This is a genomic window from Vibrio hepatarius (assembly GCF_011806575.1).
Taxonomy (GTDB): domain Bacteria; phylum Pseudomonadota; class Gammaproteobacteria; order Enterobacterales; family Vibrionaceae; genus Vibrio; species Vibrio hepatarius_A.
Window position 1 is genome coordinate 37,974 of the sequence record NZ_JAATOO010000027.1, and the last position, 19,154, is coordinate 57,127.

The 19,154-nt window shown below is 47.8% G+C and carries 17 protein-coding genes; 10 read left to right on the forward strand and 7 right to left on the reverse strand.

Annotated features, from left to right (window positions below; genetic code table 11):
• The first annotated feature begins 71 nt into the window (after positions 1–71).
• From frdA to frdD, 4 genes are read left to right on the forward strand one after another with little or no spacing between them, the layout of a single operon-like run.
• Positions 72–1,880, forward strand: a complete 1,809-nt coding sequence (frdA, locus tag HCZ42_RS18090; RefSeq protein WP_167422161.1) for a fumarate reductase (quinol) flavoprotein subunit — start codon at positions 72–74, stop codon at positions 1,878–1,880.
• Complete coding sequence (locus HCZ42_RS18095; protein ID WP_167422162.1) at positions 1,880–2,638, forward strand: succinate dehydrogenase/fumarate reductase iron-sulfur subunit; 759 nt, start codon at positions 1,880–1,882, stop codon at positions 2,636–2,638. The genes frdA and HCZ42_RS18095 overlap by 1 nt, the downstream gene beginning before the upstream one ends.
• A gap of 2 nt (positions 2,639–2,640) precedes the next feature.
• Positions 2,641–3,024, forward strand: coding sequence for a fumarate reductase subunit FrdC (gene frdC / locus HCZ42_RS18100; RefSeq protein WP_167422163.1), 384 nt, complete (start codon positions 2,641–2,643; stop codon positions 3,022–3,024).
• Positions 3,025–3,036: 12 nt separating this feature from the next.
• Complete coding sequence (frdD, locus tag HCZ42_RS18105; RefSeq protein ID WP_167422164.1) at positions 3,037–3,414, forward strand: fumarate reductase subunit FrdD; 378 nt, start codon at positions 3,037–3,039, stop codon at positions 3,412–3,414.
• A gap of 108 nt (positions 3,415–3,522) precedes the next feature.
• Here the strand turns inward: frdD and hslU are convergent, their stop codons facing one another.
• The 5 genes from hslU to priA all read right to left on the reverse strand — a co-directional run bounded on the left by hslU (position 3,523) and on the right by priA (position 9,806).
• Positions 3,523–4,854, reverse strand: a complete 1,332-nt coding sequence (gene hslU, locus HCZ42_RS18110; protein WP_167422165.1) for an HslU--HslV peptidase ATPase subunit — start codon at positions 4,852–4,854, stop codon at positions 3,523–3,525.
• Between the two features lie 39 nt (positions 4,855–4,893).
• Positions 4,894–5,439 carry an ATP-dependent protease subunit HslV gene (gene hslV, locus HCZ42_RS18115; protein ID WP_053410185.1) on the reverse strand — a complete coding sequence of 182 codons (546 nt, stop codon included), beginning with the start codon at positions 5,437–5,439 and terminating at the stop codon, positions 4,894–4,896.
• Between the two features lie 142 nt (positions 5,440–5,581).
• Positions 5,582–6,124: a cell division protein FtsN gene (gene ftsN / locus HCZ42_RS18120; RefSeq protein WP_053410186.1), complete on the reverse strand. Its 543-nt coding sequence runs from the start codon at positions 6,122–6,124 to the stop codon at positions 5,582–5,584.
• 109 nt (positions 6,125–6,233) lie between these two features.
• Entirely contained in the window at positions 6,234–7,241 is a 1,008-nt protein-coding gene (cytR, locus tag HCZ42_RS18125) for a DNA-binding transcriptional regulator CytR (RefSeq protein WP_167422166.1), read from the reverse strand.
• A gap of 363 nt (positions 7,242–7,604) precedes the next feature.
• Positions 7,605–9,806 carry a primosomal protein N' gene (gene priA, locus HCZ42_RS18130; RefSeq protein WP_167422167.1) on the reverse strand — a complete coding sequence of 734 codons (2,202 nt, stop codon included), beginning with the start codon at positions 9,804–9,806 and terminating at the stop codon, positions 7,605–7,607.
• Between the two features lie 305 nt (positions 9,807–10,111).
• Between priA and rpmE the strand changes: the two genes are divergently transcribed.
• Positions 10,112–10,330 carry a 50S ribosomal protein L31 gene (rpmE, locus tag HCZ42_RS18135; protein WP_053410189.1) on the forward strand — a complete coding sequence of 73 codons (219 nt, stop codon included), beginning with the start codon at positions 10,112–10,114 and terminating at the stop codon, positions 10,328–10,330.
• 247 nt (positions 10,331–10,577) lie between these two features.
• Positions 10,578–11,855, forward strand: a complete 1,278-nt coding sequence (locus HCZ42_RS18140; RefSeq protein ID WP_167422168.1) for a malic enzyme-like NAD(P)-binding protein — start codon at positions 10,578–10,580, stop codon at positions 11,853–11,855.
• A 132-nt stretch (positions 11,856–11,987) separates the two neighbouring features.
• On the opposite strand, the gene metJ is transcribed toward HCZ42_RS18140, so the two are convergent.
• Positions 11,988–12,305, reverse strand: a complete 318-nt coding sequence (gene metJ, locus HCZ42_RS18145; RefSeq protein ID WP_053410191.1) for a met regulon transcriptional regulator MetJ — start codon at positions 12,303–12,305, stop codon at positions 11,988–11,990.
• A 216-nt stretch (positions 12,306–12,521) separates the two neighbouring features.
• Between metJ and HCZ42_RS18150 the strand changes: the two genes are divergently transcribed.
• The 3 genes from HCZ42_RS18150 to metF all read left to right on the forward strand — a co-directional run bounded on the left by HCZ42_RS18150 (position 12,522) and on the right by metF (position 17,230).
• Positions 12,522–13,688 (forward strand): O-succinylhomoserine (thiol)-lyase, encoded by a 1,167-nt coding sequence (locus tag HCZ42_RS18150; protein ID WP_167422169.1) that lies wholly within the window; start codon positions 12,522–12,524, stop codon positions 13,686–13,688.
• A complete protein-coding gene (locus HCZ42_RS18155; RefSeq protein WP_167422170.1) occupies positions 13,688–16,099 on the forward strand; it encodes a bifunctional aspartate kinase/homoserine dehydrogenase II in 2,412 nt (803 codons plus the stop codon). Before HCZ42_RS18150 ends, HCZ42_RS18155 begins: the two co-directional genes overlap by 1 nt.
• A 237-nt stretch (positions 16,100–16,336) precedes the next feature.
• Entirely contained in the window at positions 16,337–17,230 is an 894-nt protein-coding gene (gene metF, locus HCZ42_RS18160) for a methylenetetrahydrofolate reductase (RefSeq protein WP_053410194.1), read from the forward strand.
• Between the two features lie 77 nt (positions 17,231–17,307).
• On the opposite strand, the gene zapB is transcribed toward metF, so the two are convergent.
• Positions 17,308–17,550, reverse strand: coding sequence for a cell division protein ZapB (gene zapB, locus HCZ42_RS18165; protein ID WP_053410195.1), 243 nt, complete (start codon positions 17,548–17,550; stop codon positions 17,308–17,310).
• Between the two features lie 292 nt (positions 17,551–17,842).
• Between zapB and glpX the strand changes: the two genes are divergently transcribed.
• Entirely contained in the window at positions 17,843–18,850 is a 1,008-nt protein-coding gene (gene glpX, locus HCZ42_RS18170; protein WP_167422171.1) for a class II fructose-bisphosphatase, read from the forward strand.
• The last annotated feature ends 304 nt before the right edge of the window (positions 18,851–19,154 follow it).

Consider the following 19,154-nt stretch of genomic DNA (forward strand, 5'->3'; position numbering starts at 1 on the left):
CACTTTTGGGGTGTTCCCCGAATTAACAATAACAAGCGGATTCTTCCGCAATTTCACACTGGAGGATAACTGTGCAAATTATCACCACAGATATCGCAGTAATCGGCGCTGGCGGCGCTGGTCTTCGAACTGCTATTGCAGCGGCTGAAGCAAACCCTGACTTAGAAGTTGCACTAATTTCTAAAGTTTACCCAATGCGTTCACACACAGTGGCAGCAGAAGGTGGCTCGGCGGCAGTTATCAAGGATGAAGACAGCTTAGATAACCACTTCAACGATACTGTTGGCGGTGGTGACTGGCTGTGTGAACAGGATGTTGTTGAATATTTCGTAGAAAACGCGACTCGCGAAATGATCCAGATGGAGCAATGGGGCTGCCCATGGAGTCGTAAAGAAAACGGTGAAGTTAACGTTCGTCGTTTTGGTGGTATGAAAGTTGAGCGTACTTGGTTTGCTGCGGATAAAACCGGCTTCCATATGCTTCACACCCTATTCCAAACATCAATGAAGTACCAAAACATCAAACGTTTTGACGAGTACTTCGTTGTTGACCTAATCGTCGATGACGGTGAAGTGCAAGGTCTGATTGCGATTCACATGTCAGAAGGTGAGCTGGTGACTATCAAAGCGAAGTCTGTCGTACTGGCGACGGGTGGCGCAGGTCGTGTTTACCACTGCAACACCAACGGCGGTATCGTTACAGGTGACGGCATGGCGATGGCTTACCGTCACGGCGTTCCTCTACGTGATATGGAGTTCGTTCAATACCACCCAACAGGTCTACCAGGTACAGGTATCCTGATGACGGAAGGTTGTCGTGGTGAAGGCGGTATCATCGTTAACAAGAACGGCTACCGTTACCTACAAGATTACGGCATGGGTCCTGAAACTCCAGTGGGTCAGCCAAAGAACAAATACATGGAACTGGGTCCACGTGACAAAGTTTCACAAGCTTTCTGGCACGAGCAACAAAAAGGCAACACCATCAAACACCCTCTTGGTGACGTGGTGCACCTTGACCTTCGTCACTTGGGTGAAGAATACCTACAAGAACGCCTACCGTTCATCTGTGAACTGGCAAAAGCGTACGTCAACGTTGACCCAGCTAAAGAGCCAATTCCAATCCGTCCTACCGTTCACTACACCATGGGTGGTATCGAAACCGACCAACAATGTGAAACTCGCATTAAAGGTCTGTTCGCAGTCGGCGAATGTGCGTCTGTTGGTCTACACGGTGCAAACCGTCTTGGCTCTAACTCACTCGCAGAGTTTGTCGTATTTGGTCGCGTTGCAGGTGAACAAGCAGTTCAGCGCGCAGCGGAATTCAAAGGCTGGAACGAAGCAGCGATTGACGCTCAAGTGAAAGCGGTTGAAGCACGCATCAAAGCGCTAATGAACCAAGAAGGTGATGAGAACTGGGCCGATATCCGCACTGAAATGGGTCACACCATGGAAGCAGGCTGTGGTATCTACCGCCAAGAAGATCTGATGCAAGCAACCATCGATAAGATCACTGAACTTAAAGAACGTTACAAACGCATCAGCATCAAAGATAAAGGCAAAGTGTTCAACACGGACCTTCTATACGCAATCGAAGTGGGTTACGGCCTAGAAGTAGCAGAAGCGATGGTTCACTCTGCGATCCTACGTAAAGAATCTCGCGGTGCGCACCAACGTCTAGACGACGGTTGCACTGAGCGTGACGACGTGAACTTCCTGAAACACTCGCTTGCTTTCTACCAACCAGATACAGCGCCTAGCATTGACTACAGTAAAGTGACTATCACTAAGTCTCAGCCTAAAGCGCGTCTATACGGTGAAGCTGCAGAAAAAGCCGCAGCAGAAGAAGCAGCAGCGAAGAACGCAGAGGAGCAAGCATAATGTCAGCAAACCGCATCCAGAAAGTCGACATTCTGCGTTATGACCCAGAGAAAGACGCAGAACCGCATTTACAAACCTTCGAAGTGCCATTCGATGAAACCATGTCTGTATTAGACGCGATTGGTTACATCAAAGACAACCTAGACAAAGACCTCTCTTACCGCTGGTCTTGTCGTATGGCGATCTGTGGTTCGTGCGGCATCATGGTCAATGGCGTACCTAAGCTCGCGTGTAAGAGCTTCTTACGTGACTACCCAAATGGTGTGAAAATCGAACCGTTAGCGAACTTCCCGATCGAGAAAGACTTGATCGTTGATATGACGCCGTTTATCGAGCGTCTTGAAGCGATCAAACCTTACATCATCGGTAACGACCGCAAACCAGAAGACGGCACCAACCTACAAACCCCTGAGCAAATGGCGAAGTACAAGCAATTTGCGGGTTGTATCAACTGTGGTCTTTGTTACGCAGCGTGTCCACAGTTTGGTCTGAACCCTGAGTTTATTGGTCCTGCGGCGCTAACACTGGCACACCGCTACAACTTAGACAGCCGTGACAACGGTAAAGCAGAACGTATGAAGCTGATTAACGGCGACAACGGCGCTTGGGGTTGTACTTTCGTCGGGTACTGTTCTGAAGTTTGTCCGAAGAACGTAGACCCAGCGGCAGCGGTAAACCAAGGTAAAGTTGAGTCTTCAATGGACTTCGTGATTGCGATGCTGAAGCCTGATGGCAAACCAGTAAAAGAGGAGGCATAAGGATGAGTAATCGTAAACCTTACGTTCGTGAAGTAAAACGCACTTGGTGGAAAGATCATCCGTTCTATCGCTTCTACATGCTACGTGAAGCAACGGTTCTTCCTCTGATCCTATTCACGATCTTCCTGACTTTCGGTCTGGGTTCGTTGGTTAAGGGACCTGAAGCATGGCAAGCGTGGCTAGGTTTTATGGCGAATCCAGTTGTGGTTGCGATCAATATCGTTGCTCTTGCTGGTAGCTTAATGCACGCACAGACATTCTTCAGCATGATGCCGCAAGTTATGCCTATCCGCCTAAAAGGCAAGCCAGTAGATAAGAAAGTTATCGTACTGACTCAATGGGCTGCAGTGGCGTTTATCTCACTGATTGTTCTTGTTGTGGTGTAAGGAGCCTTTGAAATGAATACGAATTACAAAGTAGACAGAGCACCAAAACGTTCAGATGAGCCCGTTTGGTGGGGACTGTTTGGCGCAGGCGGTACATGGTTCGCGATGATCACGCCAGTGACGATTCTGGTGCTAGGTGTGCTTGCACCATTGGGCATCATTGATGCAGAAGCACTCAGTTATGATCGTGTGGTCGACTTTGCTACCAGCATCATCGGTGCACTATTTATCATCGGTACGCTTGCCCTGCCAATGTGGCACGCAATGCACCGTGTGCACCACGGTATGCACGATCTAAAAATCCACGCTGGTATCGCGGGTAAAATTGGCTGTTATGCTTTCGCAGGCCTTATCTCAGCATTATCTGTGGTTTTCATCCTGATGCTATAAGCGACACCCAAAAATAAAAATAGGCTGATGGTTCGCTATCAGCCTATTTTTTTGCCGATAAAAAAGAGCCGCCCCAAGGGCGGCTCTTTGATTGGTTTCTCTGCTGCTTTACAGAATAAAGCGGCTTAGGTCTTCGTCTTCGACAAATTCACCCAAGCGCTGCGATACGTACTGCGCGTCAATCGTCAGCTTAGTCCCCGCTTTGTCCGTCGCGTCAAAGGAGATTTCATCCATCAGACGCTCCATCACAGTATGCAGGCGACGCGCACCGATGTTTTCTGTGGTTTCGTTGACTGTCCACGCAGCTTCAGCAATTTGCGTAATACCGTCTTCAGTAAATTCAATATCGACGTTTTCGGTCTTCATCAGTGCGATGTACTGCTCGGTCAGCGACGCTTTCGGCTCCGTCAGGATACGTTTAAAGTCGTGACTTGATAGCGCTTCAAGCTCAACACGGATAGGTAGACGACCTTGTAGCTCAGGGATCAAATCTGATGGTTTCGCCACTTGGAACGCACCTGACGCAACGAACAGAATATGGTCAGTTTTCACCATGCCATGCTTGGTAGAAACCGTGCTACCTTCGATCAGCGGTAGTAAGTCACGCTGTACACCTTCACGCGAGACGTCTGGACCCGAGCTTTCACCACGTTTACAGATCTTATCGATCTCATCGATAAACACGATACCGTTGTTTTCAACGTTGTAGATCGCTTGCTCTTTTAGCTCTTCTTGGTTAACTAGCTTCGCTGCTTCTTCTTCAGTGATCGCTTTAAACGCGTCTTTGATTTTCAGCTTGCGTTTTTTCTTGGTGTCGCCCGCTAGGTTTTGGAACATACCTTGTAGCTGGTTGGTCATCTCTTCCATACCAGGAGGCGCCATGATTTCCACACCCATTTGTGGTGCGGCTACATCGACTTCGATCTCTTTATCATCGAGTTTGCCTTCACGCAGTTTTTTGCGGAACACTTGGCGAGTAGTCGAGTTATCTTCTGACTGCTCATTTTGTCCCCAAGCGTCACGCGCTGGCGGTAGCAAGGCATCAAGAATGCGCTCTTCTGCTTGCTCTTGTGCTCGGAATTTTACTTTTTCCATCGCTTGTTGGTGGGTCATTTTAATCGCAACGTCAGTGAGATCGCGGATGATCGTTTCCACTTCTTTACCGACATACCCCACCTCGGTGAACTTGGTCGCTTCCACTTTGATAAACGGCGCATTTGCCAGTTTCGCCAGACGGCGGGCAATTTCTGTTTTACCCACACCCGTCGGGCCAATCATCAGAATGTTCTTTGGCGTTACTTCAACACGCAGGCTTTCTTCAAGCTGCATTCGACGCCAGCGGTTACGCAGCGCAATCGCTACCGAGCGTTTCGCTTTTTCCTGACCAATGATATGGCGGTTAAGTTCATGAACAATTTCGCGAGGAGTCATTTCAGACATAATCAGTTTCCTTAAATCTTTGGGCCACTATCTTTGCTTTTATTCAGCGATTTTATCTGCTGGGATTTCTAGTTCTTCGATAGTGTGGTGATGGTTAGTGAACACGCAGATATCACCGGCAATTTTCAGTGATTTCTCTGCGATTTCACGCGCATCCAAGTCAGTGTTTTCTAGTAGTGCAGTCGCAGCAGCTTGGGCGAAGTTGCCACCTGAGCCAATCGCAATCAGGTCATTCTCTGGCTGAACCACATCGCCGTTACCGGTAATGATCAGAGACGCAGTTTCGTCGGCAACAGCCAGTAGCGCTTCAAGCTTACGCAGAGCACGGTCGCTACGCCAGTCTTTCGCTAGCTCTACCGCCGCTTTGGTTAAATGCCCTTGGTGCATCTGTAGCTTGCTTTCAAAGCGCTCAAACAGGGTGAACGCGTCGGCAGTACCACCAGCAAAACCTGCCAGTACTTTGTTGTTGTAGAGGCGACGCACTTTGCGCGCATTGCCCTTCATTACTGTGTTACCTAGTGATACTTGTCCGTCACCTGCGATGACGACTTTATTATTACGGCGTACAGATACAATGGTAGTCACGAGTAGGGCCTCATAGTTGCTTTAATTTCTGTGTTAAAGGATATATGAGGATCTGAGTAAAGGAATTCAAGGGGAGAACACAGGCAACAAAAAACCCACAATAAGATTTTCTTCATTGTGGGCTTTCAGAAGGGATGAGGGATTAGGTATCTTTCCAGATCGCGCACGGCTCAATCTTAGCGCGTTGCAGTTTGTGCTTATCGCGTTCTGCATCTCGCTTGAATTTATATGGACCTAAAACCACTCGATACCAGCTGCTGTCTTCTTTCTTACGAATCTTGCTATTGATGCCTTGGAAGGCGATATCCAACTTACGCGCTTCTGCTTGCTGCGCTGTTTTATACGCACCGCACTGCATGATGTAAGGAATTTCGGAAACTTCCAATTCCTTCGCTTTTACCGAGATTTCACTGTTTGGCAGCGACTCCACGTAGTCCCATTTTTCTTCAGGAGGTGGTGGCAATGTCTTCTGTGGTTTCGGTTTTGGCTTAGGTTTGGTTTGCACAACAGGTTCCGGCGGAGCAGGATCGTTACTCAGCGTGTATAGGCCATAGCCAAATCCACCAACCAATAAGACAGCGATAAGCCCACTGCGCCAAGGTTTTCTGCGTGGGGCGGTTTTCTTCGGCGCTGGTTTACGCCCACCGTTGCCACGACCACGTTTTACATAATCTCTGTTTGCCACTGTTGTACATCAATCGTTTGTTACCACTACCGCTATGTTAATTCAGAACGGCATATGATGACAGAGTTGAAATAAAAGCGGCGCCATAATTTGCGCCGCCGAAATGGATTTAGAACACGCGCGGTGGCGCGGCACTTTCCCTGACAACCAGTTCAGTTTCCAGTAGTCGAGACCCCGCACGTACATCGTGACCACGCAGCAGCTCAAGCATCATCAGCATTGCCTGACGGCCGATTTCATATCTTGGCTGAGAAATGGTTGTCAACGGTGGATCGCAGAACTGGGCAAATTGAATATCATCAAAGCCGACCACAGATAGGTCTTGTGGGACGCGCAAGCCCTGTTTTTTCGCTTGCTGAATCGCACCAATCGCCATTGCATCGTTATGACAGAAAATGGCCGTTGGTGGTTCTGGCAGTGCCAATAATTGTCGAACCGCTTTCGCACCCGCCGCAAATGAGAAATCACCATACACGCAGTAGTTCGGATTCATGGTAATGCCCGCACGACGTAGGGCTTGTTGATACCCTTGATGACGGAACTGACATAATGCCGCATCGTCAGGACCGGAGATCTGCGCGACACGCTTATGCCCCATCTGGGTTAGGTAGTTCACCGCTTCGAAAGCCGACGTCAAGTTATCGATATGAACGGTTGGCAACTCTAACTCAGGAGCAAATTCACACGCCATCACCATCGGCGGCAAATTCTTTTGTTCTGGCTTGCTGACATCAAAAGGGAGGTCGGTGCCCAAAAGTAGCATACCGTCAGCTTGTTTAGTAAAAACGAGGTTTACGAACGAACTTTCGCGTTTTTTCTGCTGGCCACTGTCGCCTAGTAGAACAATATAACCGTGCTCCATCGCCGCGTCTTCGATGCCGCGAATAATCTCTGTGTAATACGGATCACAGATATCTGGAACAATGGCAATAATGGTTTTTGATTCGTTACGACGCAGATTTCGCGCTAAAGAGTTTGGTGAATATCCAGCTTCTAGCACGGCATCTTCTACGCGTTTTCGCGTCGCTGAAGATACTTTCTCCGGATTCATCAACGCTCTAGAAACTGTCGCTGTCGAAACTCCCGCTAGCTGGGCAACATCCTTCATTGTCGCCATAAGTTTTTTACCCTCTTAACTTTCCGAAATTGACAGTCTGGGCTGTCGAAATTTGAAATTCTCGCACATTAACCGAGCAGAATGCGCCATGATGAGCTAAAGCTCATTCTTATCTAACCCACAAAAAGCAAACGATTAACTTGTTGTAATTTATGGTGCTATAAAACAAGCAACACCTAGTTTATTCATTTCGTCGCACAAAGTTACGGGAGATTTAACAAAAATAGGAGTCACAGCAAGATCTGAATCACAAATAAATGAAAAAAGTGCAAGCGCGAGACACATAAGCGCGATATGCATCTTCGTTAACAGCAAACTCAATGAAAATGCATGACGGTAAAAGCGATGTCTGATAACAAATTTTTAGCTTAGATCTTGCGGCTCGATATCGAGTGTCCAGCGCACTTTTTTGGCATCTGGTAAGATTTGTATCGCGGGTTTGGCGCTCACCAATAACTTTTGCATTGTCGAACGGTTCTGCGCTTGCAACAACAATTGCCAACGGTATTTCCCTGCTCGTTTCGCCAATGGCGCAGGGGTCGGCCCCAGTACCATACAGAACTCGTCAAACAATGGGTGCGCTTCGAGTGTATGACGCACTTGTCTAAGGAAGCTTTCGACTAGCTCGCTGTGGTTTGACTCCGCTCGGAACATAGTGAGAAAAGAAAACGGCGGTAGCATTGCAAGTTTACGTTCTTGTAACGCCGTATCGGCAAAGTGACGGTAGCTCTTGGTTAACAAGGCCTGCAATAAACTGTGTTCAGGATGGTGAGTCTGCAGTACCACCTCTCCAGGTTTACTGGCGCGTCCAGCACGACCGGCGACCTGAATAAACAACTGCGCCAGTCGTTCAGAAGCGCGGAAATCGCTACTGTAAAGTGAACCATCCACATCTAATAATGCCACCAGCGTGACGTCTGGGAAATGGTGCCCTTTTGCCAGCATCTGCGTCCCAATCAAGATTTGGTATTCGCCGTTGCGGATCGACGTCAGTGCACTCTCAAGGCTGCCTTTACGTCGAGTGCTATCACGATCAATACGAATGGTTTTGAACTCAGGAAACAAATCGGCCAGCTGCTTTTCAAGCTGTTCTGTCCCCACCCCTACTGTCACTAAGTGCGTGGAACCACACCCCTGACACTGATGAATGATCGGTTGCTGCGAACCACAATGGTGACAGCGGATTTCATTGTTGTTTTGGTGGTAGGTGTAATAGGCATCACAACGTTTGCACTCGGCAATCCAACCACACTCATGACACATCAGCGCCGGAGAAAAACCGCGACGGTTGAGAAATAGCATCACCTGGTTGCCCGCTTGCAGATGTTTGCGCATCTCAGCAATCAGCGCGGCAGATAAACCACTTTCTAGGTACGCACCTTTAATATCCAATACTTTGTTGGTGGTCGGTACCGCACTGCCCGCACGATTCGACAACACAAGATGGTGATACTTGCCGACCAAAGCGTTATGCAAGGTTTCTAGTGCAGGAGTGGCAGAGCCAAGAACGATCGGAATCTGTTCTTTGTTGGCACGCATTACAGCGACATCACGAGCGTGATAGCGCAAGCTGTCTTGTTGCTTGTAAGAGGTATCGTGTTCTTCATCCACGATAATGATGCCCAGATCGGCAAACGGCGTAAGCAATGCAGAACGAGTACCAATCACGATCCCCGCCGCTTTGTCACGCGCGCAGAGCCACGAATTAAGACGTTCGGTCTCATTCAGACCAGAGTGAATCACTTCAACCGGCACGTTAAAACGTTTCTTAAATCGGTTGATGGTCTGTGGCGTCAAGCCAATTTCAGGCACCAGAACGAGCGCTTGCTTACCCTTTTCCAATACTGGCTTGATTAGGTTCAGGTACACTTCTGTTTTACCCGAGCCGGTCACCCCTTCAAGTAGGAAGCAACCAAAGCCTTGTGAGCTGTTGACCGTTGCAATCGCGACCGCCTGCTCGGTATTGAGCTTGGGCTTATCGACATCCGCCTCAACGTCTTTGCTCCAGTCACGCACCACAGGCTTGTTTTCTATCGATTCAATCCAGCCTTTCTCCACCAGCGTTTTTAACACCGCAGAGCCGACTTCTTCATCGATAAATGTCTGATGAGCGACAGGCCCAGACTCAAGCATGTGCATCACTTTAGCTTGCTTAACAGCGCGACCAAAGCCAACCATTAACTGATCTCTTCCTGCTGCGGTCAATTGCCACTCGACCAAAGCAGCGAAGTCAGCTTCTTTGCCTTTTCGCAATGCACTTGGCATCGCGTTGAGCAATGTATCTCCGAGCGGATATTGGTAGAACTGGCTGCACCAATACAGCAATTGGTAGAGTTTTTCTGGCCACACCGGTTGGCTGTCGAGTACTTGCTTTATTGACTTGAGTTGCTGTTCACTAAACTCGGAATGATTGACCAGTGCGGTAACGACCCCAACGAGTGTTTGGCGTCCGAATGGCACAGAAACGCGCCCACCAATGATCGGAAACAGGTGAGGCGGAATCAAATAGTCGAACTGTTTATCAAGTGGAACAGGCAAAGCCACTCGGGCAATCGTCGGTCGCATATAGGCCATTAGGAATGAAGAAAATCAACTCGGTTAGTCTAAGGGAAAAGCCGGAGACGTAAAAGCCTCATCCAACGCACTGGGGTGCCCACTCCGCTTTCACGACTGTGAGTTAGAAATGAACAAAAAAGTACCACTTTCTGCGGTAAATTGGTTGATCCCAGCCTGCGTATTCATTACTATATCGCGCCTTAGAGATATGGCTTGCTTTTTGAGCAGCGGTATCCAAGCTAATTTTTATTAACTACGTGTGGTGTCCGGCTAAGATTCGGATAGCGACACGGCCTATATTTAGAGGTTCTCCCATGAAAACTGGTATCCACCCAGAATACAAAGCAATCAAAGCGACTTGTTCTTGTGGTAACTCTTTCGAGTTCAACTCAACTCTAGCTAAAGATTCTATCCACCTAGACGTTTGTGACAAATGTCACCCATTCTACACTGGTAAGCAACGTATCGTTGATACAGGCGGCCGTGTTGATCGCTTCAACAAACGTTTCGGTGCGCTATCAAGCAAGAAGTAATTTCTTCCTTGTAACCGAATTTAAAAAGGACGCTACGGCGTCCTTTTTGTTTTTCTTCTCTCTGTAAACAGAGCTTTGCCATTCCATAAACGACATTTCTCAGCGTGTTGTTTGCGTATCTGGTCTTATCTCCAGTGAATTCCCACATTTTGTAGTGATTGGTCGCATTACTACCTATGCAGCTTGACTTAGTTACTCTAAAATGGGTTCCCCCTTTCCTTATAATTATTAACGAGTACCCACACCTATGTCAGAAGACAATCGCCAAGAACTATCTCCTGAAGAACAATTTCGTCAGCAAGCGCTTGATTACCATGCTTTCCCAACGGCTGGTAAAATTTCGGTTGAACTCACTACACCAGCAGAGACGGCTAACGACCTAGCGCTAGCCTACAGCCCAGGTGTTGCTGAGCCAGTTCGTGAAATCGCGCAAAACCCTGACAACATTTATAAGTACACGTCAAAAGGTAACATGGTCGCAGTTATCTCAAACGGTACGGCGATTCTTGGCCTAGGTAACTTAGGTCCTATGGCTTCTAAACCAGTAATGGAAGGTAAAGCGCTACTGTTCAAACGCTTTGCTGGCTTAGACTCAATTGATATTGAAGTAAAACACCGCACTATCGAAGAGTTTGTCGACACAGTAGCGAACATCGCTGACACATTTGGTGGTATCAACCTAGAAGACATCAAAGCACCAGACTGTTTCGAGATTGAAAAGCAACTGATTGAGCGTTGTGATGTGCCAGTTTTCCACGATGACCAACACGGTACTGCAATCGTAACGGCTGCGGGCATGCTGAATGCGATCGAACTGCAAGGTAAGAAGCTAGAAGAAGCCACTATCGTTTGTTTAGGTGCGGGCGCAGCAGCAGTCGCGTGTATGGAGCTACTGATCAAGTGTGGCGCGATGCGTGAGAAAATCTACATGCTTGACCGTAAAGGTGTGATCCACACTCGCCGCGATGACCTGAACGAGTACAAACAACTATTTGCGAACAACACCGACAAACGTACACTTGAAGACGTTATCGACGGTGCAGATCTATTCCTAGGTGTATCTGGTCCAAACCTACTGTCTCCAGAAGCACTTAAGCTCATGGCTGACAAGCCAGTTGTTTTCGCCTGTTCAAACCCTGATCCAGAGATCAAGCCAGAGCTGGCTCATCAAGTTCGTGATGACCTAATCATGGGTACTGGCCGTAGTGACTACCCTAACCAGGTAAACAACGTACTTTGTTTCCCATTCATCTTCCGTGGCGCACTGGATGTTCGTGCTAGCGAAATTAACGATGAAATGAAGCTGGCAGCGGTTGAAGCTATCCGTGAACTAGCGAAAGAAGAGGTACCAGCTGAAGTACTAAAAGCGGCGGGTGTAGATAGCCTTGAGTTTGGTTCTGGTTACATTATTCCAAAACCAATGGACCCACGCCTACTTCCTCGTGTAGCAAAAGCAGTTGCTCAGGCAGCGGTAGAATCAGGTGTTGCTCGTATCGAAATGCCAGCAAACTACATGGAAGCTTAAAAGCTCAGTTTCAAATAAGAAAAAGCCGCTGATTGCAATCAGCGGCTTTTTTGTTTTTTAGACAATGACCAGCATAAGCGAAAAAGGTGCACTTTGACTTTATCGTGTGTGCGTCAACACAACACTTCGTTATTAGTCGTCAAACGCCTCAAACTCAATCCCCATCTCAGTCATCAGCTGTTTTGCTTCTGTTGGGATGTCATCAGGACGGTCTTTACGTAGATCTTCATCGGTTGGCAGTGGCTGACCGGTATATGCATGCAAGAACGCTTCACACAACAATTCACTGTTTGTTGCATGGCGCAAGTTGTTAATCTGGCGGCGTGTACGCTCGTCGGTTAACACCTTCAATACTTTAAGAGGAATAGAAACCGTAATCTTTTTTACTTGTTCGCTTTTCTTTCCGTGTTCAGCGTATGGACTAATGTATTCGCCGTTCCAATCTGCCATTGCGCACCTTTGAAATTCTTTGTGTTTAAAAGTTAGGAGTGCAATTTTAGCGGGATTCATGGCTATAAGCAAAGACATATGGACGTCTAGAAGTGTTGACGTCTTAAAAAATGAGAAGTAAAGTGGTCGCTATGGAACCGGAGTTACATATATCTAACACCCTCAGGTATAGCGTATTCCCTACAAGATGTCACCAACGTTCGAAAGGAAACACTTATGAGCGCCCGCAAGCCAGCCACTATCGCGGTACGAACTGGTATCGAATCTGACACACAGCACCACGCTGTCGTACCCCCTATTTACCTATCGACTAACTATGGCTTCCCGGCTTTTGGTGAAGTACCAACTTACGATTACACCCGTTCAGGAAACCCAAACCGAGGACTGCTGGAAACGGCACTGTTCGAGTTGGAATCTGGCAAAGGTGCCGTCGTCACCAACTGTGGTACTTCCGCGCTCAACTTGTGGGTTTCCGCCTTCATCGGACCGGATGACCTGATCGTTGCACCACACGATTGTTATGGCGGCACATACCGCCTATTCAACACTCGCGCTCAAAAAGGTGACTTCAAAGTACTATTCGTTGACCAATCCGACGAACAAGCGCTTGCGGATGCACTCGCACAGAAACCTAAGTTGATCTTGCTAGAGACACCATCTAATCCGCTGGTTCGCGTGGTCGACATCGCAAAAGTGTGCGCGCAGGCAAAACAGATTGGCGCATTAGTCGCGGTAGACAATACCTTTTTGACACCCGTGTTCCAAAAGCCTTTAGAGCTGGGCGCCGACTTCGTTATCCACTCAACCACTAAGTATATCAATGGTCACTCGGATGTAATTGGCGGAGTCGTTATAACTAAAACGGCTGAACATGCAGAAGAGTTAGCTTGGTGGGGTAACTGTATCGGTGCGACGGGCACGCCATTTGATAGTTACATGACGTTGAGAGGCATTCGCACTCTAGGCGCACGCATGAAAGTGCACGAGGAAAGCTCGCAACACATCCTCACATACCTGAACGAGCAAGAGCTGGTGGGCACCATCTATCACCCTAGTTTACCGAGCCACCCAGGCCACGAGATCGCCAAAAAGCAGCAGTCGGGCTTTGGCTCGATGTTGAGCTTCGAGTTTGCAGGTAGCTTTGAGCAACTAAAATTCTTTGTTGGTGAACTGGAACTGTTTTCTCTTGCTGAATCTTTAGGGGGTGTTGAGAGCTTGATCTGTCACCCAGCCTCAATGACGCACCGTGCGATGGGAGAGCAAGCGCTAGCAGAAGCAGGCGTAACTCAACAGCTGTTACGATTGTCTGTCGGCCTAGAAGACAGCGAAGACCTGATTGCGGACCTGGAACAAGCCTTTAATAAAGCGAAGGAGGCATTTTAATGACTGCTTCACGTCAGTTGCACAAATTTGGTGGCAGTAGCTTAGCCGATCCTGAGTGCTATCGCCGCGTGGCGAAAATTCTCAAAGAGTATTCTGGGAACGAAGACCTGATCGTTGTCTCTGCGGCAGGTAAAACGACCAACCGCTTGCTGGAGTTTCTCGACGGATTAAACAAAGACGGACGCTTGGCGCATGACGCATTGAATTCGCTGCGTCAATTCCAAACTTCACTAGTTGAAGAGTTGATTCAAGGTGAAGAGCAAGCATCGCTGATCGCGACATTAAAAGACGAATTTTCGACTTTGGGCGAGTTAACCGCGCCACTCAGCGAAGCGGAAAAAGCGGCAGTACTCGGTCATGGTGAGACGTGGTCGTCTCGCCTCCTGGCAGCGTTACTCAATCAGGAAGGACAAGCAGCCGTCGCCCAAGATGCGAGAGCTTTCCTGCGCGCCGAAAGCGGAACTCAACCTGAAGTTGACCGCGGTGCATCTTACCCATTACTCAAAGAAATTCTTGCGCAGCATGCTCATCACCGACTAGTGATTACGGGCTTTATGGCGCAAAACTATCTAGGTCAAACCGTCTTACTTGGCCGAAACGGTTCGGATTACTCAGCCACCGTGATCGGCGCATTAGCCGAAGTATCACGAGTGACCATTTGGAGTGACGTTGCGGGCGTTTTCAGTGCCGACCCACGATTTGTGACTGATGCTTGCCTCTTGCCACTACTAAGACTGGATGAAGCGAGTGAACTCGCTCGTCTGGCAGCGCCAGTACTCCATAGCCGCACATTGCAACCTGTCGCTCAAAGCGCCATGGATTTGCACTTACGCTGCAGCTACGAGCCAGAATCAGGTTCAAGTCGAATCGAGCGCGTCTTAGCTTCTGGTCGAGGTGCCAAGATCATCTCTTCACTCGATGAAGTGCTGATCATCAAACTGAACTTCGCTTCAGGACATGATTTCCAACGCCTAGAAAGCGAAGTGCTGGCCAACTTAAAGCGCGTGCAACTGGAGCCGCTTACCTACGAGGTGCAAAAAGACAAACACAGCTTACGTTTGGCTTACACTGCTGAGATCGCAGGCGGCGCTCTAGAATACTTACAAGACGCGGCCATCGAAGCGGAAATTAAACTGCAAGAAGGTTATTCGCTGGTCGCGGCCGTTGGTGCGGGTGTCACGAAAAACGCGAATCACTGTTATGGTTTCTACCAAAAACTCAAATCCGCGCCGGTTGAATTTATTTCCGAGTCCAATTCAGGCCTTAGCTTAGTGGCTGTGCTGCGTACAACCGATACCACACCGCTGGTGCAAGCGATCCACAGCCAGTTGTTCCAAGCACAGAAACGAGTGGGAATTGCACTGTGCGGTAAGGGTAACATTGGCTCAAGCTGGTTAACGTTGTTTGCCGAGCAAAAAGCAGAACTTGAAAAGCGTCGTGGTATGAATTTCGAGTTGATTGCTGTCATCGATAGCCAAACCTACTGGTTTAACCCACAAGGAATCGACCCAGCGAGCGTCAGCGCCCATTTTGACGAAGAGTCTGTGTCTTACCAGTCCAGTGAATGGATTCGCAAGCTAGGCGCTGTACAGGGCTATGACGACGTAGTCGTACTCGACGTCACAGCAAGCAAAGAGTTAGCCGGTAAATATCTTGAGATCGCTGAACAAGGCATGCACTTAATCTCAGCCAACAAGGTTGCGGGGGCCGCGCCAAGTAGCTACTACCACAAAGTCCAAGACGCGTTTGCAAAAATTAATCGCTACTGGCTGTACAACGCGACGGTTGGCGCAGGCTTACCAATCAACCACACGGTAAGAGACTTACGTGAAAGCGGTGACGAGATCCAAGCCCTATCAGGAATCTTCTCTGGAACGCTCTCTTGGTTGTTCCAGCAGTACGACGGTTCTGTCCCGTTTGCCGAACTGATCGACTTGGCTTGGCAACAAGGTTTGACCGAGCCAGACCCACGCAACGACTTAGATGGTTCAGACGTGATGCGTAAGCTGGTGATCCTTGCCCGTGAAGCAGGACTCGAGCTTGAACCTGAATCAGTCAAAGTCGAAAGTCTTGTACCAGAAGAACTGGCTGAGTTATCACTGGATGACTTCTTAGATAAAAGCGAATTACTCAGTGAGTTGCTGGCAGAGCGTTTAGCGAAAGCCCAACGAGAAGATAAAGTACTACGTTATGTGGCTCGCCTCGAAAAAGATGGTAAAGCCACCGTTGGCGTAGAGGCTCTTAGCAAAGAACATGCATTGGCCAACTTACTACCGTGCGACAACATCTTTGCGATAGAGAGTAAATGGTATAAAGACAACCCGTTGGTGATTCGCGGACCTGGCGCTGGACGAGAAGTCACATCAGGTGCAATCCAATCTGACTTAAACTTACTTTCTAGCTTCTTGTAATCTCTTCAAGCAACTGATAATTAAGGCTTAGTACAATAGTTCTCGTGTTAAGCCTTTTTCTTTTCTCTGCCCTTCAACCTGATCTTCAATCTATCTCATACTAAACTTGAGAAAAATTCATAATCACAGTGTTGACATTAAATCATATTCAATTCATTCTGTGGACATATAGACGTCTAAACGTCAATTCAAGGATTATGAAGTTTGTGGGCTGAGTTCCCACAGGGAGAGAGTAAGATGGGATACACACACGCAGGCCATATCGACGCCTTAAACCAGAATATCGCTGATTTTTCGGACAACATTAATGTTTCTTTTGAGTTCTTTCCGCCGAGTAGCGAAAAGATGGAAGAAACTCTGTGGAACTCGGTACACCGTCTTAAAACGCTAAAGCCAAAATTTGTCTCTGTTACTTACGGTGCAAACTCTGGTGAGCGTGACCGCACTCACTCGATTATCAAAGAGATCAAAGCGGAAACAGGTCTGATTGCTGCTCCTCACTTAACTTGTATTGACGCTAACCGCGATGAATTAATTCAAATCGCTGACGACTACTGGCGTAACGGCATCGAAAACATCGTCGCTCTGCGTGGTGATATTCCACCGGGTGGTGGCAAGCCTGATATGTATGCCTCTGATCTTGTAGAGCTACTGAAGTCACGCCATGACTTTGATATCTCTGTCGCAGCTTTCCCGGAAGTTCACCCTGAAGCAAAAAGTGCTCAAGCGGATTTATTAAATCTAAAACGCAAAGTGGACGCTGGTGCTAACCGTGCGATCACACAGTTCTTCTTTGACGTTGAAAGCTACCTACGTTTTCGTGACCGTTGTGTGGCAGCAGGAATCGATGTAGAAATCGTTCCGGGCATTCTTCCAGTTTCTAACTTTAAACAAGCGTCACGCTTTGCCGCGCAAAACAACGTACGAGTACCTAGCTGGATGGCAAAACAGTTTGAAGGCCTAGACGATGACCCAACAACACGCCAACTCGTTGGTGCGAGCCAAGCGATCGACATGATTCGTGTTCTATGCCGTGAAGGTGTTAAAGACTTCCATTTTTACACACTAAACCGTGCAGAGATGACATACGCACTGTGCCACACCTTAGGCGTTCGCCCGACTGTTGCTTAAATTTATAATTCTCTCTTCCTGAAAACGAAAAAGGTTGGCATATGCCAACCTTTTTACTATTCGATATAGAGTAAGACTTACTCTACTTCATCCATCTTACCTAGTAGGTTACGGATGCGGTCTTGCCATGCAGCATGCTCTTGCTGCATTTGCTGTGCTTTCTGCTCAAGCTCTTCACGGTGAGAGCGAAGTTCACTTGCTTCTGCAGCTAGTTTGTCTTTCTCTTCTTTTAGTTCTTCCACTTCCATTTGTAGAAGAGAGATAGTGTCAACTGCAGTTTGGATTTTTGCTTCTAGCTGTTCTAGTACTTCAAAAGACATCTGGGCCTACCTTTAGATTATTCGATTAATGTGAAGGGCTCTCCACTCAATACCCTCATTCTACTCAGCCAGGGAATGATAAACACGCCCTATATTCGATATTTTGCACCATTCGGTCAAAAAAACATCACAGATTAACAAACTTCTGACGTAATTCAGTACTACGTACCAAATGAGCATATTTGAACACTGTTTTGATCGAGTTCAAGTCAGATTGGCTAAAATAGCAAACGTTTCCCTTCCATTATGTTAGAATCCTGCCGTTTTCTTAATCCCTTACTTTGGAGTCATCATGAAACGCGATTTAGCAATGGCATTTTCACGAGTCACAGAAGGTGCTGCGTTAGCAGGCTATAAATGGCTTGGCAGAGGCGATAAAAATGCGGCCGACGGTGCTGCAGTAGAAGTCATGCGCACCCTACTCAACAAAACCGACATCAGCGGCGAGATCGTGATCGGTGAAGGCGAAATTGATGATGCTCCTATGCTTTATATCGGTGAAAGTGTTGGTCTAGGTGGTGACGCAGTGGATATCGCTGTCGATCCAATTGAAGGCACTCGCATGACGGCAATGGGACAATCCAACGCGCTGGCGGTACTCGCGGCAGGTGAAAAAGGCAGCTTCTTAAAAGCGCCTGATATGTATATGGAAAAACTGGTTGTTGGTCCTGGGGCAAAAGGCTGTATTGACCTCAATAAGCCATTAAAAGAAAACCTAGAGAATATCGCCAAAGCGCTGAACAAATCTTTGGATAGCTTGGTCGTAATCACACTCGCTAAACCTCGTCATGACCAGGTTATTGCTGAAATGCAGTCAATGGGTGTACGTGTATTTGCCGTACCTGATGGTGACGTAGCAGCTTCTATTCTGACTTGTATGCCAGATAGCGAAGTAGACGTGATGTACTGCATTGGTGGCGCCCCTGAAGGCGTAGTATCAGCAGCGGTTATCCGCGCACTTGATGGTGACATGCATGGTCGTCTACTTCCTCGTCACGAAGTAAAGGGCGATACTGAAGAAAATCGTATCTACGGTGCTGCAGAGCTTAAACGCTGCGCTGAAATGGGTGTTGAAGCCAACCTAGTACTCAAAATGGAAGACATGGCACGCAGCGACAACGTTATCTTCTCAGCCACAGGCATCACTAAAGGTGATTTATTAGAAGGTATTTCTCGTCAAGGTAATATCGCAACAACAGAAACACTACTTATCCGCGGTCGTTGCCGTACCATCCGTAGAATTAAATCTATTCATTATCTAGACCGTAAAGATCCTGAAGTGAGAGAAAACATCCTTTAGTATCAGTACTCTATTTTAAGGTCAGCAAATATGCTGGCCTTTTTTGTACATAAAACTGAAGTGATAACTAAGGTAATGGAGCGATGCGCTGCGTAGAATAGCGGATATACAAAAGCCCAAGTCGTCAGGCTTGGGCTTTCGGACTTATGTTCAGCCGAACTCTTTCTCGACATAAGGAAAATGCAGATATTTATTAACGAAAAAACCCAGTCATAAGACTGGGTTTCGAATAAATGGCGGACGGCCGGAGTTGCGGACAACCGGGACTCGTTGGTCGAAGACCAAAATAACCTGATAGAAACGA